Below are 15,730 nucleotides of genomic sequence, written 5' to 3'. Positions count from 1 at the left end.
TTAACATAATTTAAAGAGTTTATATATAAATGACTTTCGGAGCCACTTAACAATTTTCCAGAAACGTCCAGTAAAACAGGTTGTCAATGAATAATTAAATTAAAAATAACCGATTTAAGAAAAAAATGGCACAATAACAGTAATAAAAAATTAAGTACTAATTAATAAAAAGAATGCCACGTCCAAAAAAGTTAAACAAATAATAAAAATAGAAAAGAAGGCTGAAAAGAGAATCCTCAAAAGGACAAAATAAAAATTAGAAAACAGAATTCCTTCTCATACTCAGATATAATAGGAACTTTCTATTTCCTTGGATTTCCTTTTTCTCAGTTCACCTTTTATTGCCTGGTAGTACTTCATGGCATCCGGAGTAACTGAAGGCCCGGTCTCTTCAATTGCCTGAAGGAAATGTTTTTGCTTAACATTTTTTGCATGGAGGTCTTCACGCAGTGCATGTCGTCCTGCTTTTTTACATACGGCTGCAATGTCCGCACCTGTATACTGGTCTGTAAGGGAAACGAGTTTTTCAATATCGACATCTTCCGCAAGAGCCATATTCTCGATATGGACCCTGAAAATTTCCCTTCGAGCTCCTTCGTCCGGGACAGGCACAAGAATAAGCTCATCAAAACGCCCGGGTCTCAAAAGAGCAGGGTCTATCATGTCAGGACGGTTGGTTGCACCGATTACCACAACAGCCCTGAGTTCTTCAAGACCATCCATTTCAGAAAGGAGCTGATTAAGGATTCTTGCTGTAACCTGAGGCTCACCTGTAGAAGCCCCGCGGATAGGTGCAAGGGAATCAAGTTCATCAAGGAAAATGATGGAAGGAGCAACCTGCCGTGCACGCGTAAAGACCTCGGCAATTCTCTTTTCAGATTCCCCGTACCATTTGGAGAGCAGGTCGCTCCCTTTAGCGGTGATAAAGTTGGCATCGGACTCGTGGGCAATGGCTTTTGCGAGGAGGGTCTTTCCAGTGCCCGGAGGCCCGTATAAAAGCACACCCTTGGGGGCTTCAACCCCTATATCCCTATAAGATTCAGGGCTCTTGAGCGGCCATTCAACAGCCTCTTTCAGAAGCTCTTTTACCCCCTCAAGGCCGCCAACGTCGTCCCAGCCGATATTAGGGACTTCTATCAGGATTTCCCTTATAGCAGACGGCTGGACATCTTTCAGGGCGTTTTCAAAGTCCTCCCTTGTGACCTGAAGGGAATCAAGGATTTCTCTCGGGATTTCTGGTTCATTAAGGTTGATTCTCGGTAAAACCCGCCTCAGTGAACTCATGGCTGCTTCCCTGCAGAGCGCAGCAATGTCAGCTCCCACAAACCCGTAAGTTATCTGGGCAAAATCCATCAGGTTTACGTTTTCTGCAAGAGGCATGCCCCTTGTATGGATCTGGAAAATCTCAAGCCTTCCTTCCGTGTCCGGAACTCTAAGTTCAATCTCCCGGTCAAACCTGCCCGGGCGGCGGAGGGCTATATCGATAGCTTCAACACGGTTGGTCGATCCTATAACAATCACGTTTTTGCGGGCTTTAAGCCCATCCATCAGGGAAAGAAGTTGAGCGACCACTCTTCTTTCGACTTCTCCGGTCACTTCAGCCCTTTTAGGAGCAATAGAATCAATCTCGTCCAGGAAAATAATTGCCGGAGCATTCTTTTCTGCGTCTTCAAAGATTTCCCTTATTGCCCTCTCGGATTCTCCGTAGTACTTTGACATAATTTCCGGGCCGTTAATGGAAATGAAATAAGCATCTGATTCGTTGGCAACTGCTTTTGCAAGCATTGTCTTGCCCGTCCCGGGAGGCCCGTGCAGCAGTACCCCTTTCGGAGCGTCGATTCCAAGCCTGTCAAAGAGCTCAGGATGCTTCAGAGGCAGTTCTATCATTTCCCTTACCTTGCCAATAGCATCTTTAAGCCCACCCAGGTCCTCATACATTACAGTAGGGATATTCTGTTCAGGGGTTACCTCCGTAGCCTCAGGCAGAAGCTCTACCTGTGTCATATCAGTAATCTTCACTATCCCCGACGGGGCAGTAGATACCACCTGCAGTTTTATCTCGCCAAGCCCGAAAGATTGGCCAAAACCCTGCCCGAAAAAGTCCTGGAAGAAATCCTCGAACATAACCCCTTTACCAAAAGTCTCCCTCTCCCTGGACCGTCTGAGGCTTGTAGTGGAAATGAAATCCCCTTTTGAAACCGTACGGTTCATGAATACGGCTTTAAGAGTCTCACTTGGGGCATATATCTGCATTCCTTTGGCTACAGGTGCAAGGGTTACACTTTTTGCTTCTTTCCAGTCTGCTTTGCGGATATCTACGTATTCCCCTATACTCGTCTTTGCATTCATACGGATAAGCCCGTCCATGCGGACAATATCAAGGCCCGCATCACTGGGATAAGGACGGCCTATAAGGGCAGAAGTCAATTTTCCACCTCTGATCTCCACAACGTCAAAGGGTTTCAGGCCCATCCTTTCTCTGAACCTTTCATCAATTCGGACAATTCCTTTTCCGACATCCCGTTGATCTGCTTCTGCAACCTTAAGTTTTATAATCGATTTATCCCCATCAGTCAAATAAAATCCTCCATCTCTATCAGTAAAATGTTCCCCTCAGCAAAAGTATGCAGCTATTTGAAAATAAAAGCAACGAAAACAAGTAAAAAGTAACACAAGGCTTTTTAAAGCTGATTTAGACCGAGTCACTTACCCTTTTTGCCTCCTCATCAAGCATTTTCAAGTTGGTAGGAATAGGATTTTCTTTGAGAAGCTTTGCGAAATACGCAAGATTATGTGCCATGTATCTTACCGTCCGATTCGTGTAAAGGTGCCTTTCCCCTCCTGCTTCGATATAGCTGGGCCCCGGGCCTGCATCTCCGACCCAGTAACAGTCCGCATTGGGAGGCACGGCACATCCCAGGTGTGTGAGGTTGAAGAGTATGGTAGAACATACGTCATGCGCCCCATCTTCATTCCCCGTAACGATAACTCCCGCGACTTTTCCGTAAAGAGGGTACTGCCCGGTTTCTGGATCCCCTTCCATATAGGTCCCGTCCAGCCTCTCAATTACCATCTTGGCTACGGAAGAAAGCACGCCAAACCAGATAGGAGTTGCTATAACCAGGATATTGCAGGCTTTTATTCTCTCAAGTAAAAGGGGCCATTCATCTCCGTTTCCTTCGTCTGAGGAAATCCCGAAAGCTATATTGTGATCAACAACCCTTATGACCTCGCTCTCAATATCAAGTTCTTTAAAAATATTCACAGCTTTGTCAACAAGAGCACGGGTGTTCGATACCTGAGGTGATTTTTTCAGTGTGCAGTTCAAAAAAAGCGCCCTCATCGCCATAGTATATATGTTTCCAAATGCCTTTATAAATACGGAAGCGCATAAATGTTCAGAAGGATTATTACTTAACTAAGCTGTATTATGAATTTGCTGCCGCGATGCCGGTTTCCTTATGAAATCAGGCTTCATCTTTTATTCTTCCGGATGAGTTCGCCACTCAATATTTGATAAAAAATAGAGAGAGATCCTGGATTCATAGATCAGGGAAGATGAAAGCCGGGAAGACAGAAAAAATAAAAAATAAAAAGAAAGCAGATGAAAACAAAATAAAAACATCTAAAGAGAAATAGAAAAATTCTTAAAGTTTAAGTTCTTTAGCCATTTCCTGGAAGACTTTTCCTTTGTCAGTTGTGATGAAAACGCCATTCTCGTGCCTGATAAGCTCTTTTTCTTTTAACATTTCCAGATATTTCTGAGCAATATTAAAGTTAAGGTTTACCTCATAAACGATATGCGTTTTCTTTGCCCCGTTCATCGCCACTCTGAGAATATCTACTGCGATATCTGTCCTGCTTCTTCTCTTCAATACTTACTCCTCCCCCACTGTTAATTAGAAATAATCTTTGTAAGAATCAACGCTTTCAAAATATATTAAAGCGTATCTTTTTGTAGGTAACAAAGATTCTAAGTCTTTATCGTTTCCCTTTCTATATAACGATATCAGTATTATATAAAGTATTAAGTTTTAAAAGGAAAATTTAACCTGCAGCTAATACATAAGTATACAAATACAATCTGTTACTATATAAAAAAAGCTGTTTAGTTTCAGATATAATTAAGCTCAAAAAAATCAGTGGACTCTCTAAGATTCAAATTCACTATTCCGGCCACTTAAAGGTCATTAGTTAATTACTAGCCGATTTTTTGATCTAACGATATTCAAGCCCTTATGACCCCTTAAATTTTAATTTTCCCAGGAAACAGGTTGTGAAAGACTTTAATTTTAATAATATATGGCTCGAACATAAATCTCTTTTCAGCAGTGATTGACCATAAAAATCTATTGGAAATGACTAAGAAAAGTAATTTTAACGCCTTGTTGAGATTTTTTGAAAACCGGGCTGTAAGCAGCCCGGTAGAATTCAGGAATATTCCGCTCAGGATAAAGAGGAGCGCCAACTACGCGGATTACACGGATCATTAATTGTTTTGATGATGAAGAAATAAAGGAGATTTTGATTACAGTCTCAAAAAATAGGGACGCATTTTAAAGATTAAAGGTAAGATATTATTTAGATTCAACATTTTTAGAGTCTCTTCTTTACTTTTTGTGCCGTCACAGCGATTCTACGCAGGTTAGCTTTGATCCAACCTTTGCCCGCCGGTAATTTTCTAAATTAAAGGATTTCTATAGAATTTGCATTCAAAAGAAAAGGTATAAACATGATTAAAAATTATTAACTGTTTAATTGTTTTGAATGATTGGTGGAAAAGGGAAAATAAATGGACAAAAAAGAAAAGTTTTTTTTGAGAACTTTAACTTCAATATCTCTGGTTTTACTTCTTTTTACTTTCGTTTCATCTGCCGCACTGGCGTCTACTGTACAAAGTACCAACTCACTATAAATGAAATTCAGATAACTACCAATGGATCTTCTCAAAATATTCCTGATATTTATGAAGACAGAATAGTGTGGGCAGATTATCGCAATGGAAACCTGGATATCTACATGTATGATCTCTCTAACTTCACTGAAGCACAGATTACCACTGATGAATCAAATCAGTACTATCCTGAGATTTACGGTGATAAGATAGCGTGGCTGGATACTCGTGATGAATACAACATTTACATGTACGATCTTTCCACCTGCACTGAAACTTATATCTCTAGCGCATCATCGGATGGTTATCCTGCCATCTATGGTGACAGGGTAGTGTGGAAGGACGATACTCTTAACGGATCCAACGTTTACATGTACAATGTCTCTACTTCCAAGAAAATCCAGATCGTCAGTGACGGACTAAATAATATTTTCCCTGCTATCTACGGTGATAGAATAGTATGGGACGATTGGCGTAGTCTGGACGGCATAAATACTAACATTTACATGTACAACCTGTCCACTTCCGAAGAAACTCAGATTACAACTGATGAATCGTCGCAAACGCACCCTGCTATCTATGGAAACAGGATAGTCTGGCAGGATTATCGAAATGGAAATTATGATATTTATATGTGCACTGTGGAAAATGTTTCAGAGGAAAAGGGAAGTACCGATGGTAAGACAAATGGAAGTAGTAAGGGTGGAAGCAGTGGTGGAAGCAGTGGTGCCGATGGTTCTCCTGAACCTGCAAAGAATGTTGCAGTGAAAGAACTTTCACAGGCGTTCATAACAAACGGAAATCCTGTAAAGTTTGATTTCACAAAGAATGCAACCTGCGTCTTATATGTGAGCTTTGATTCAAAGAGAACCATTGGAAAGACAATAACTATTGTCGAAATGCTGAAAAATAAATCCACTCTTACCCAGGATGCGCCCGAAGGTGAAGTCTATAACTATCTGAACATCTGGGTTGGCAACAGCGGGTTTGCAACCTCAAAGAATATCGAAAACGCAACTGTATGTTTCAAGGTTGAAAAGACCTGGATACAGAATAAAGACATTGACCGGTCTTCTGTCACTTTGAACAGGTACAGCGATGCAAAATGGGATCAACTTGCGACCACCCTGCTAAGGGAAGATAACAAATACCTTTATTTTATTGCACAAACTCCGGGATTCTCTCCTTTTGCAATAACCGGTAAAACAATCGCAAAAGAATCTGGTGCTAAAGTGCGGCCTAGCACTGAAGATATTGGAGAAAATGCGGAAAGTGCCAATACTGAAAGTGAAGAAGCAGATATCGAACATAAGTCAGAGAAGGAAGAAAGTAAAGGCATGCCTGGATTCGAAATGAAGTATGGAATAATCGGATTCCTTGGAGTATTCCTTTATAGAAGAAGATAAAGCTGAGTAAATTATAGTCAGATACGGAGAGTTCTGGATCAAATTACCTGAATTTTCATTGCGAGGTTAAAAGAGAGCTGCAAAAAAGTGACTTCATGAAGATCCTGTAAAAACTTCCATAATGTCCCGAAAAGTTTCCTGGAAAAGGTATATGGTAATGGAGCAGTAATCAAAAAAGAAGAGTAAGGGGTAGAGAGTAAATTTTACAGAAAACGCACATGATATTCTTTGAATAACATGCACAACTAAATGAAAGTACTTTACCCCACTTTTTTGGCTATTGAATTCCTTATTACTTTGGGCAGTAAGGTTGTCCTAATTTTGGTTTTTCAAAACCGTCAGAAAACTAATCAGTGAATTGCCATCGAAGGCTCAAGTGTGACTTTGATCACGGATGCTAAATTGGCCTTTGAGGCAATTCCACTGCCCAAATAAATTGGGTGATATTATTTGATGATTGAAGTCATAAACAAAGCTTGTGGTTTAGACATTCACAAACTCTTTTTCATTGCTACAATTCTCAGTAGATCTGGTGAAAAACAACAGCAGCGTTTCGACAGAGATGATGAGGGAATTTTAGCCCTTAAAAATTGGGTAATATCAGAAAAATGTAATGTTGTTGCATGTGAATCAACAAGTGACTTTTGGGTTCCTGTCCATGATTCTTTGATAAAGCATCTACCGGTGATAGTTGGAAATGCGCGAGATATGAAGGTATTTACACATAAAAAAACAGATAAGATTGATTCAGAAGTCATTGCACAACTTGCACTTAATAATATGATTCAGCCATCAAGAGTTTTTCCAAAGGATCATAGAGATTTTAGATCATATGTTCGACTTCGGTTAACACTTGTACAAAAAAGAACAGATCTAAAAAATAAAGCTCACTCAATTCTTGCATCTGAAATGTTAAACCTGAAGAATGTGCTGACAGACATTTTCGGCAAGAATGGCAGAATGATCTTATCAGGAATCTCTTCAGGTAAGACTGTTGACCAGATTATCGCAAGTCTTTCTCCAAATGTTCGTAAAAAAAGTGATCAAATCAGAGAAATTCTTGAGCGAGAAATCTCTCAAAGTGCTGCATTCAGACTTCAGATCTGTCTAAAACTCATAAAAAGTCTTGATGATGAGATCGAAGCTTTAGAAAAAGAAATTTTCAATTATGCTTATAGAAATCATAAGCGAGAAATGGAGATTTTAATGTCAGTTCCAGGTATAGGAGAACTTGGTGCGGCAATTCTACTTGCTGAAATAGGCAATTTCAAGGATTTTTCTTCTGGAGATAAGCTTGCTTCTTGGCTTGGTCTGGTTCCTAATGTGTATCAATCTGCAGATAAATACCACAACGGAAGAATCACAAAGAGAGGATCAAAGAGAGCAAGATGGATTCTGACGCAGATTGCTCAAGCAGCGGCAAGAAAGAATAACAGTAAGTTAAAAGAGTTTTTTAACAGGAAAAAGAAGTCAATTGGACATGCAAAGGCAATTATTGCCTTGGCAAGGAAAATTGCAACGATAATATGGCATCTTATTACGAATGATGAGATGTACGAAGATGAAACTGGATATAAAAAAAGGGAAATTCAAAAGAGAAAGATTGTTGAGACCGAGATATTCTCAGTTGATGAACGAATAAAAATAATTAGTGAAATATTTGCAATAACGCGAAAAGAGGATGAAGAGAGCATGTGAGGAAGATATCCTCATGTACTTTCATGCTAAATTACTAAAAACAAAAGACATTGTAAAGTACGTAATGTGCTCCCTATTTTTCAAAAAGTGCTTTCAGACTTTTTTGGTGAAGGATTTACTTTTCTCAAAAGGAAAATTTGCATTCCTTATAAAATTAATCTTCTAGTTGTACATAGCAAAGATTATATGGAAAGTGTATTGCCCTGGAATCAAGTACTTGCCTTTCAACACTTCAAAACGTTTCATGGGTATATAGGAGACATGTTTGCATTAAATCCTTCGCTGGATAACTTTTTCATTGAATTACAGGCTTCAATGGAGTACCATCCTCAGCATGAATCGTTAAATTTCAACAACATTCTCAAGTTAGAAATTGCAAGATGTAAGATGGGGTATTCAAATTTTGAATCATTCATTAGAGAATTTAACCAGAATAAAGCTCTAAGAAAGGAATTAAATATTGAAAATCGTGATCGAATCACTCTTTCATCATATCGTAGAAATCTGAAATGTATTTATCCATATTTCGTGGAATATGCTCAATTACTGATACAAGAATGTAGAAATCTAAATCTTATAGGAGATAAAATCTGGATATGGGATAGAAGGTTCTTTGAGTGCAACTGCAGTGGATTAAAAAATAAAGAAACTGGTATGCTCTCAGATCCTGATGCAGGACATTATGTTAAAAAAACCGGAAAGTATAGTGTCCTATCTGGAACGGGGTATACTGATACATGTGTTGTTGATAGTTGGTGGGGTTTACCAGTTTATTGGGATGCAGTAAACGCAAGTAAAAATGACAACACTATATTTCAAGAAACTATCATTCAGTGCATGAAATCGGAAACTCATAAACCACTTTTTATGATTGCAGATGCTGGACCTGATAGTCATCCTTCTAACCAGGTGGTTATTGATCATGGAGTTATTCCAATTATAGCAGCCAGAGCTAACAGTGCAGGAACTATTCTTAAAACAGAAACAGGAACCCACTTCAGAGGAATATATATACCAAGGAAATTTCATAGACTCCTTGGTAAAATATACAATCTTAGAACCACTGTTGAAAGAAAGAACTCAAATGAAGTAGTGGGATACAATCGCTCGAAAACACCTACAAGAAGAATTGAATGGGCTAAAATGTTTGTCTCTATAGGCAACATTGCCGCTTTACTTACGGCATTAACGGCTTTTAAAGTTGGAAGAAAAGATTTGATAAGGGCACCAACTGCTTTTAGAAGGTTGCATTTTTAAGCTATTTAAGGAAATTTTTCCGGAAAATATAGAATTGAGTGCTTTTATTTGGGATTTAAAGCATTTTAAATGATTTTGGCATAAGCTCAACTAATTCTAAAATTATTTTGATGACCATTCTCTATTAGTTTAATGGATACTAACAGATTCTAATAATTTATTTTCTTAAATCAATTTATGAATGAAGTATTGCAGCTACTACAAACTCCACCCGCAACAGGCTATGCACCGTGAGTTGTCAGAGGAAAAAATATAATCATTACCATAAATTCTTATGGAACTCTGCACTTGATTTAAATTTGCTTGCCAACCAAAAAGCATATTAAAATACGAGTATTTGTACTCAAGAAGTAAATAATAGAAGTGTTCATAATACGAACTTAACTAAAGGTGCGTAATTTTTGATGCCAGAGAACATCATATTGGATTTAAAATCGTTTATCGCATTATCATCGAGATCAAGGATTTCAATATTAAAAAAACTTGATGCAAGGTGTATGACGGTCACAGAACTCTCGAAAACTGAAAATCTGGCAAAATCGACAGTTCATGAACACTTAGAAAAGTTACTCGATGCTGGCTTGGTAGGGAAAAAAGAAGGAAACCACAAATGGACATACTATGAAATAACAGAAAAAGGCATAATTCTCTTGCATCCACAGGAAAAGAATAAGATACTGGTTCTTTTATCTTTTTCTGTCGTGTCAGTTGCATGTGGCTTTGCATACATTGCCAAGTTCATGAAGGATTATTTGAGACAAAGTATGTATCCTCCAGCAGAAGGTGCCTATGACATAACATTTTATCTTTTAGTAGGCCTGCTTTTTATTGTAATAAGCATCATACTTTCCTATTCTAGTTTAAGGCAATGGGGTGTAGGGATAGAGAAAAAACATTTTTAGTAGTGTAAGAAAGCAGCAGGCAATTTCTGAAATTCGGTTTTTTCCGAACATATTACGGCCTTTTATTAATTTTCATATCTACTCCATAATACAATACAAATTAATTGTGTTATGAAGAAAAAATAATGGAGATAGTGCATGAACAGAAGTAGATATGGAATTAAGACAACCATGTTGGTCTTATGTATCCTTGCAGCACTAACATTGCCAGCAAGCGCTGGTACAGGCGATGATAGCGATTCATCAAGTCCGGAAGTTGGGATTGAATGGGTATGCGATTATACTTACCCGGATGCGGACTTACCTAACAGTGATGATTCTGCTGTGGGTTTTTATAATCGTATCGGGAACGCTGGGTGGACAAAGAAATTCAACAAAGGCGATAGCAACGCAAAAGCTGCTCACTTCGAACAGAGCGGTTCGGATACTACTTATGTAGACGGTGTAGACATTGCGTTCTACCAGGGACATGGTTCTGCTGGAAGACTTGATGTATCTACATACATAGAGAAAGTTTATGCTAATGAAGCTGAATGGGGAGACTATGATTTAGAGTGGATCGGTCTACATGCATGTAGTACTCTAAGCAACAACGATTTTTCAGAGTCCTTAAAAGGTGCTCATTTGATATGTGGTTTTTCCACTACGGCATATAATTATGCCGGTGATGGAGAGAACTGGGCTGATTATCTAATTGATGATGGTGCAAACGATGATGCATACACGGTAAAGGATGCCTGGTTCTATGGAATAGATATCAATCAGCCTACAGGCGTTACTCTAAAAGTATTTGGTGAAACGTCAACTTGTGGCAATGACAAAATATGGGGTCAGGGTACTGTAATATCCGATCCTGTTGTGGATGATCAATTCAATACATGGACTCATAGCTGTTGAAGGGAGGGAACAAATTGAAAAATAAAATATTGGTTTTGGCGGGGATGGTATCCATACTTACTGTATTTGGAATTAGCATGGCACTGCATACTCAGGCAGGCACCGTTTTCCCGACAAACGAGGCAAATATTGATTCATCAGTGGAATTTACGCTGGAAACTTCTTTACCAGAGTTAGAAAGTACATTTCCCGTTTTAGAGACGAAAGCACCCGTGGTATCATCTGAGTACGTCGAGGAAATCGGACAACGATTTGGTTTTACTGGAGAAGCCGGTCCTGCCGGGACTGGGAAAACAGGTATGCTGAGTGAAGATGGAACTGAGCATTTGATGGTCTATGAGAAATCAGGAGCAATATTTTATTCCGTGCCTGAAAAAATGAGTCCCGTAGTTTCATCGCAGCCGGATTTACCATCGGATGCAGAAGCAATAAAAATTGCAGAAAGTTTCCTTGCAGAAATGAATCTTCTTCCGTCTGATGCTAAACTGGATAAAGTTGTTGCTGATAAACAGCTAGAGTCTGAGAAAAGTACAGGGAAAGTCCTGGAAGAGTACGATGTAGTGCTTCAGGTAGTTGCATCTGCAAGAGAGATTAATGGTATACCTATCGTTGGTCCCGGTAACAAAATAAAGGTATATGTCGGAGAGAAGGGGGAAGTCGTTGGTTTGTTCAAGGCATGGAAAGATGTAGAGATATCTAAGGAAAAGGTGGATATTAAAACAGCTGAGACTGCTTACACTGAACTGCAAAATGGCAAAGCCATGTTTTTAACGGCAAACCTGGATACAATCGACAAGGCAAGCATCAAGAATATTTACCTTGCTTACTGGATAGAGCCCGCAGGCGAAGAACAGGATTCTGCTTTACCAGTATATGTCTTTGAGGGAGAAGCCATAGATTCTGAGTCTCAAGCAGTTCCTTTCACCGCCTATGTGCCAGCTACTTTCGATGGAACTGCCTTTTAAGAATTTCTGGATACTACACGCTAAGTGTAGTATCAATAATTTTTGATGCAGAGGACCACATAAAATTAATTCAGATTTTCTAAAGAGTTTTCATTTTTGGCACCTTAAAAACTCTTGTTACAATGCCTCAAGCCTTGTTTTAGTGGACCTTGCTCATGAACGAACTGGTGCGGGAAGACTGCAGATTTCAGGAGATTAAAATGGCAAACCACTCCTGGAAAACTGCAGATTTAGGGAGGTTTAAAATGGCAAACTAATGCCAGAAGATTGCGAGCATATCCCAGGACCAATTCTTATTCCTATATCCATAAGAGTTTCAGAACTACTCTCAGGATCAGAAGCTCGATTGATTATTTCAAAACCGAGGTTCACTAAAGGAATTTTTGGATTTTGGAATCCGCTCTACATATTTAGGGAGGAAAATGCCGTTTTGCAAACAAATCAAGTAAATTTGATTTGCATATTAATAAAAATACGTTTAAGTACATAAATATTTCGCATATGAGAGAACATATTACTAAAAAATAAAAATAATAAAACAAGTAAAAATGAAAACTTGTTATATGATAAAAAGAAAAATATATTCAGTAAAAAAATAACTTCATTGGGAGATCATCCAACGTGTCATATTCAATAGTTCCCAAATATGTTTTGGATGATATTAAAGATTTTATACATACGAACTATCTGAATTTTCATATTTCTTTGCCACATTCTTTAATTATTGCTCAAGCATTTTGTTTAAGATTCAGAGAATATGGAAACGACTTTGGTGTGTCTGTAATAGCCGATGCCGTAGAGTATGTCAAAAAGTTATCAACAGAAAACGAAAAGAGTTAATCAGAACAAAGAAATATTTTATCATCAGGCTATTTCAGACGTCAATACTACCCGGTTTCAATCCTTGCTTTAATGATTCTTGCTCTCGAATTCCAGAGATTTCTTTACTATTCCCTTCAACTGACCAAGTTTCATTCCTTGTTTTAGTGGGTTTATAAATAATATACTATAATTTATTAAATATCAATAGCCAAATAGTTTGTTTTAGAAATGAAACTTTTTAAATTATTCACAGTCGAACTCTGTCATTACTGCGCTTACATTTCTTAAAATCCTTATTGTAATAATCAAAAAGCCACGGGATTGAAATGCTGGTGAAAATATGCGGGAACAAAAGCATCAGTGATGCTATCAATACTGCATCTATGGGAGCGGATTTTTGTGGCATACTGGTCGGTCAAAAATATCCTTCGAATGATTTTGTGGATCGTCAGACGGCATGTGCAATGGTACATGAGCTTAAGAAAACTAACTCTGGTTGTATCCCGGTAATGGTTACACACGAGGTCGATCCAAACTGGATTGCCGACACGACAACGAAAATCGGTGTAAGTGCTTTACAACTGCATGGGGGCAGTACACCTGAGCAAGTGCAGCTAGTAAAAAAATTAATGCCTGAAGATTTTATAATTATTACAGCCGTTCATGTAACTACTTACAATGAGACTTTAAAAAATCTATTGCAGTATATGAAAACTCCTACAAACTATTATCTACTGGATACGAAAGATGAAGCTTTAAACAAAGTAGGCGGAACGGGAAGGGTGCATGACTGGTCAGTAAGCTCAAGAATTGTCAGTGAGTTTCCTAAAATCAAATTTATTCTTGCAGGCGGATTAAATCCTGAAAACATCCGCAGCGCCATTAGCAAAATCAGGCCTTATGGCGTTGATGTAAACAGCGGGACTAAAGTCAAAGACAACACAAAAGATATCTGTAAGATAAAAAAGTTTATAGAGCAGGCTAAAAATGATGTTTAATCCGATTTTTGTGAATTGTTTTTTTCTAAACTATAAATTCTTTAAATTTAATAGAAACATCACCTGTCAAAGGGGTGTTTTATAACTGTTTCAATCCTTGTTTTAGTGGATCTTGCTCGCGAATCTACAATTTTTACAATAAGTGGTTATAATAGACACAATGCCAAAATCTAGTGATGAACTCAAAATTAAAAATCACTAGATTTTGAAAATGGTCACAATCCTTTGAACGTGACCTATTGATTGATGCCGGAAGATCTCGAATATTTGGTTTGATTGAATCCTGAATTCTTCTTGGAAATTCAAGATTTCAATCAAAAAATGCAAAAATCACTAGATTTAGGAACAGAGTCTCATAATAGGCTATAATATAAAAATACTGATTTTTAAAGTAAGTGCTGTGAACGGCTTACTTTTGTACTTTTTTCCAAACATATCCATCCACTGTATGTATCCAGTAATCTGTATACATAACCGTGTAAACAGCCCCCGAATCGTACCTTAATCCGTAGGCATTTGGGTATTTGACATATTTACCTGATGCAGTGTCGCCAAACTGCGTTATTACAAATTTACCGTCTACGTCGGGGTATTCATCAGTTGGATAAAATGATATAGTGTTCCTGGCGTCATAGTCCTGGTATTTGATTACTGGTTCATAAGAGGCGACGGCAAACCCTGAGAAAAAAGAGAGTATTAATGCAACCAGTATTAAAATTGCTGTTTTAGACTGAGAAATTACCATTTTTTAACTCCTTATATATGTTAGTGAGGTTTCAATCCTTTTTTAGTGGATCTTGCTCATGAATTTCTAAAAACTAAGGATTCATCAACTGCTTTCATGATGTTTTAATCCTTGTTTTAGTGGATCTTGCTCACGAATCAGAAGAATCTTTTCCGTAATTTGCGTAAGCATTAGGTTTCAATCCTTGTTTTAGTGGAAGCTACTTCTCGACAGGGTCGTTTTCCATTATTTTCAGCAAATTCCCAGGAAATATCAAACCTGAAAACTAATATCAAACAACCTATTTTTTGCTTGAACTGTCTAATATTCGAAATTTACCTGTTCTTGTTTTGGTTAACTAAATTTGCTGGTCGACAAATAGCTAAATATCAAGTGAGAGGCAGCAAGTTAAGCTTTTTCATTTTACTGGCCTGTTTTTAAGTAAAAGCAGTTTTTACCGCTCTTTTGTTACAAAAGAAGGATACTGGTCTTTAGATAACGTTCTTGTAAGTTTCTCAGGCTCGAAATCATAATATTCAGGAATATACTCAAACCTCAACTTCCCATTTTCCAGATAAAACCTTACTTTTGCATCAAAGGCAACCGGTCGATAATTATCATCATCCGCAGGCATATCGCGGTACAGCAGTTGCTGTTCTTTCCAGCTTAACTGGCTGTTTTCCAGCTGCAAATCGTATACTCCGTAAGCAATCCCTTCCATTGTATGCTCACAGACAGTCGATGAGACCAGCCTCATCATTCCAGTTATCCTGGAGGTACTTCTGCGCTCTGCCAGTTCGTACCGAAACACGCTCACACCGTTAAAGTCTTTTTTGACGGCGCCCCTTCTTTTATCCAAATCCAGAATGTATATTTTTTCGCGGGTGATAGTGGTCATGTCAAACTGGAAACCGTGCCCGGACAGAACTAAATTCGAAAAAAACATCTCATCAGAATAAACACCTTCCAGCTTGCCTTCTTCAAGCTGATATACTACTTCATCTGTAAGGAGTTTTTTACCAATTACATGGTTCTTTAGATAACCGATTATTTTTTCGCGATCAGTATCACAGCTCTGGAAAACGGGTTCCTCTAAAGTCTCTGCATCCATAAATCTCTTCACCTGGCTCTTTTGATAAGAATAAATAGTTTGCCTTATCTGTTTTT

General features: G+C 38.3%; 13 protein-coding genes. 8 read left to right on the top strand and 5 right to left on the bottom strand.

Annotation, left to right across the window (positions count from 1 at the left end):
- Window positions 1–282: 282 nt before the first annotated feature.
- The 3 genes from ACZ5A8_RS04510 to ACZ5A8_RS04500 all read right to left on the bottom strand — a co-directional run bounded on the left by ACZ5A8_RS04510 (window position 283) and on the right by ACZ5A8_RS04500 (window position 3,875).
- Window positions 283–2,577, bottom strand: a complete 2,295-nt coding sequence (locus ACZ5A8_RS04510) for a CDC48 family AAA ATPase (RefSeq protein ID WP_464532463.1) — start codon at window positions 2,575–2,577, stop codon at window positions 283–285.
- Between the two features lie 115 nt (window positions 2,578–2,692).
- Window positions 2,693–3,349 carry a flavodoxin family protein gene (locus tag ACZ5A8_RS04505; protein ID WP_464532461.1) on the bottom strand — a complete coding sequence of 219 codons (657 nt, stop codon included), beginning with the start codon at window positions 3,347–3,349 and terminating at the stop codon, window positions 2,693–2,695.
- A 298-nt stretch (window positions 3,350–3,647) separates the two neighbouring features.
- Window positions 3,648–3,875: a winged helix-turn-helix domain-containing protein gene (locus tag ACZ5A8_RS04500; RefSeq protein ID WP_011032206.1), complete on the bottom strand. Its 228-nt coding sequence runs from the start codon at window positions 3,873–3,875 to the stop codon at window positions 3,648–3,650.
- An 892-nt stretch (window positions 3,876–4,767) separates the two neighbouring features.
- Here ACZ5A8_RS04500 and ACZ5A8_RS04495 point away from each other — a divergent pair.
- The 8 genes from ACZ5A8_RS04495 to ACZ5A8_RS04460 all read left to right on the top strand — a co-directional run bounded on the left by ACZ5A8_RS04495 (window position 4,768) and on the right by ACZ5A8_RS04460 (window position 13,839).
- On the top strand, window positions 4,768–6,300 hold the full coding sequence (locus tag ACZ5A8_RS04495) for a PGF-pre-PGF domain-containing protein (RefSeq protein WP_464532460.1): 1,533 nt from the start codon (window positions 4,768–4,770) through the stop codon (window positions 6,298–6,300).
- A gap of 453 nt (window positions 6,301–6,753) precedes the next feature.
- A complete protein-coding gene (locus ACZ5A8_RS04490; RefSeq protein ID WP_464530608.1) occupies window positions 6,754–7,998 on the top strand; it encodes an IS110 family RNA-guided transposase in 1,245 nt (414 codons plus the stop codon).
- 261 nt (window positions 7,999–8,259) lie between these two features.
- Window positions 8,260–9,255 carry a hypothetical protein gene (locus ACZ5A8_RS04485; protein WP_464529078.1) on the top strand — a complete coding sequence of 332 codons (996 nt, stop codon included), beginning with the start codon at window positions 8,260–8,262 and terminating at the stop codon, window positions 9,253–9,255.
- A 404-nt stretch (window positions 9,256–9,659) separates the two neighbouring features.
- The gene (locus tag ACZ5A8_RS04480; protein ID WP_464532458.1) at window positions 9,660–10,157 is read left to right on the top strand and encodes a winged helix-turn-helix domain-containing protein; all 498 of its coding nucleotides are present in this window, start codon (window positions 9,660–9,662) and stop codon (window positions 10,155–10,157) included.
- A 138-nt stretch (window positions 10,158–10,295) separates the two neighbouring features.
- Complete coding sequence (locus tag ACZ5A8_RS04475; protein ID WP_464532457.1) at window positions 10,296–11,054, top strand: DUF6345 domain-containing protein; 759 nt, start codon at window positions 10,296–10,298, stop codon at window positions 11,052–11,054.
- Window positions 11,055–11,068: 14 nt separating this feature from the next.
- Complete coding sequence (locus ACZ5A8_RS04470) at window positions 11,069–12,019, top strand: hypothetical protein (RefSeq protein ID WP_464532456.1); 951 nt, start codon at window positions 11,069–11,071, stop codon at window positions 12,017–12,019.
- Window positions 12,020–12,275: 256 nt separating this feature from the next.
- Window positions 12,276–12,509, top strand: coding sequence for a hypothetical protein (locus tag ACZ5A8_RS04465; RefSeq protein WP_464532454.1), 234 nt, complete (start codon window positions 12,276–12,278; stop codon window positions 12,507–12,509).
- Window positions 12,510–13,167: 658 nt separating this feature from the next.
- Window positions 13,168–13,839: a phosphoribosylanthranilate isomerase gene (locus ACZ5A8_RS04460; protein WP_464532453.1), complete on the top strand. Its 672-nt coding sequence runs from the start codon at window positions 13,168–13,170 to the stop codon at window positions 13,837–13,839.
- Window positions 13,840–14,248: 409 nt separating this feature from the next.
- On the opposite strand, the gene ACZ5A8_RS04455 is transcribed toward ACZ5A8_RS04460, so the two are convergent.
- Together ACZ5A8_RS04455 and ACZ5A8_RS04450 are read right to left on the bottom strand one after the other, a co-directional pair.
- Window positions 14,249–14,584: a hypothetical protein gene (locus tag ACZ5A8_RS04455; RefSeq protein WP_464532452.1), complete on the bottom strand. Its 336-nt coding sequence runs from the start codon at window positions 14,582–14,584 to the stop codon at window positions 14,249–14,251.
- A 433-nt stretch (window positions 14,585–15,017) separates the two neighbouring features.
- Window positions 15,018–15,674, bottom strand: coding sequence for a hypothetical protein (locus ACZ5A8_RS04450; RefSeq protein ID WP_464532451.1), 657 nt, complete (start codon window positions 15,672–15,674; stop codon window positions 15,018–15,020).
- Between the last annotated feature and the right edge of the window lie 56 nt (window positions 15,675–15,730).

This window comes from Methanosarcina subterranea, from assembly GCF_055385895.1.
This window is presented reverse-complemented; position numbering and strand designations above follow the sequence as displayed.

What these genes read in the sequence shown, in the direction of transcription:
- ACZ5A8_RS04485 (WP_464529078.1), top strand. Translation starts at nt 8,260, where the DNA reads ATGTTTGCATTAAATCCTTCGCTGGATAACTTTTTCATTGAATTACAG.
- ACZ5A8_RS04465 (WP_464532454.1), top strand. Translation starts at nt 12,276, where the DNA reads ATGCCAGAAGATTGCGAGCATATCCCAGGACCAATTCTTATTCCTATA.
- ACZ5A8_RS04450 (WP_464532451.1), bottom strand. Translation starts at nt 15,674, where the DNA reads ATGGATGCAGAGACTTTAGAGGAACCCGTTTTCCAGAGCTGTGATACT.
- ACZ5A8_RS04480 (WP_464532458.1), top strand. Translation starts at nt 9,660, where the DNA reads ATGCCAGAGAACATCATATTGGATTTAAAATCGTTTATCGCATTATCA.
- ACZ5A8_RS04455 (WP_464532452.1), bottom strand. Translation starts at nt 14,584, where the DNA reads ATGGTAATTTCTCAGTCTAAAACAGCAATTTTAATACTGGTTGCATTA.
- ACZ5A8_RS04495 (WP_464532460.1), top strand. Translation starts at nt 4,768, where the DNA reads ATGATTGGTGGAAAAGGGAAAATAAATGGACAAAAAAGAAAAGTTTTT.
- ACZ5A8_RS04490 (WP_464530608.1), top strand. Translation starts at nt 6,754, where the DNA reads ATGATTGAAGTCATAAACAAAGCTTGTGGTTTAGACATTCACAAACTC.
- ACZ5A8_RS04505 (WP_464532461.1), bottom strand. Translation starts at nt 3,349, where the DNA reads ATGGCGATGAGGGCGCTTTTTTTGAACTGCACACTGAAAAAATCACCT.
- ACZ5A8_RS04460 (WP_464532453.1), top strand. Translation starts at nt 13,168, where the DNA reads ATGCTGGTGAAAATATGCGGGAACAAAAGCATCAGTGATGCTATCAAT.
- ACZ5A8_RS04475 (WP_464532457.1), top strand. Translation starts at nt 10,296, where the DNA reads ATGAACAGAAGTAGATATGGAATTAAGACAACCATGTTGGTCTTATGT.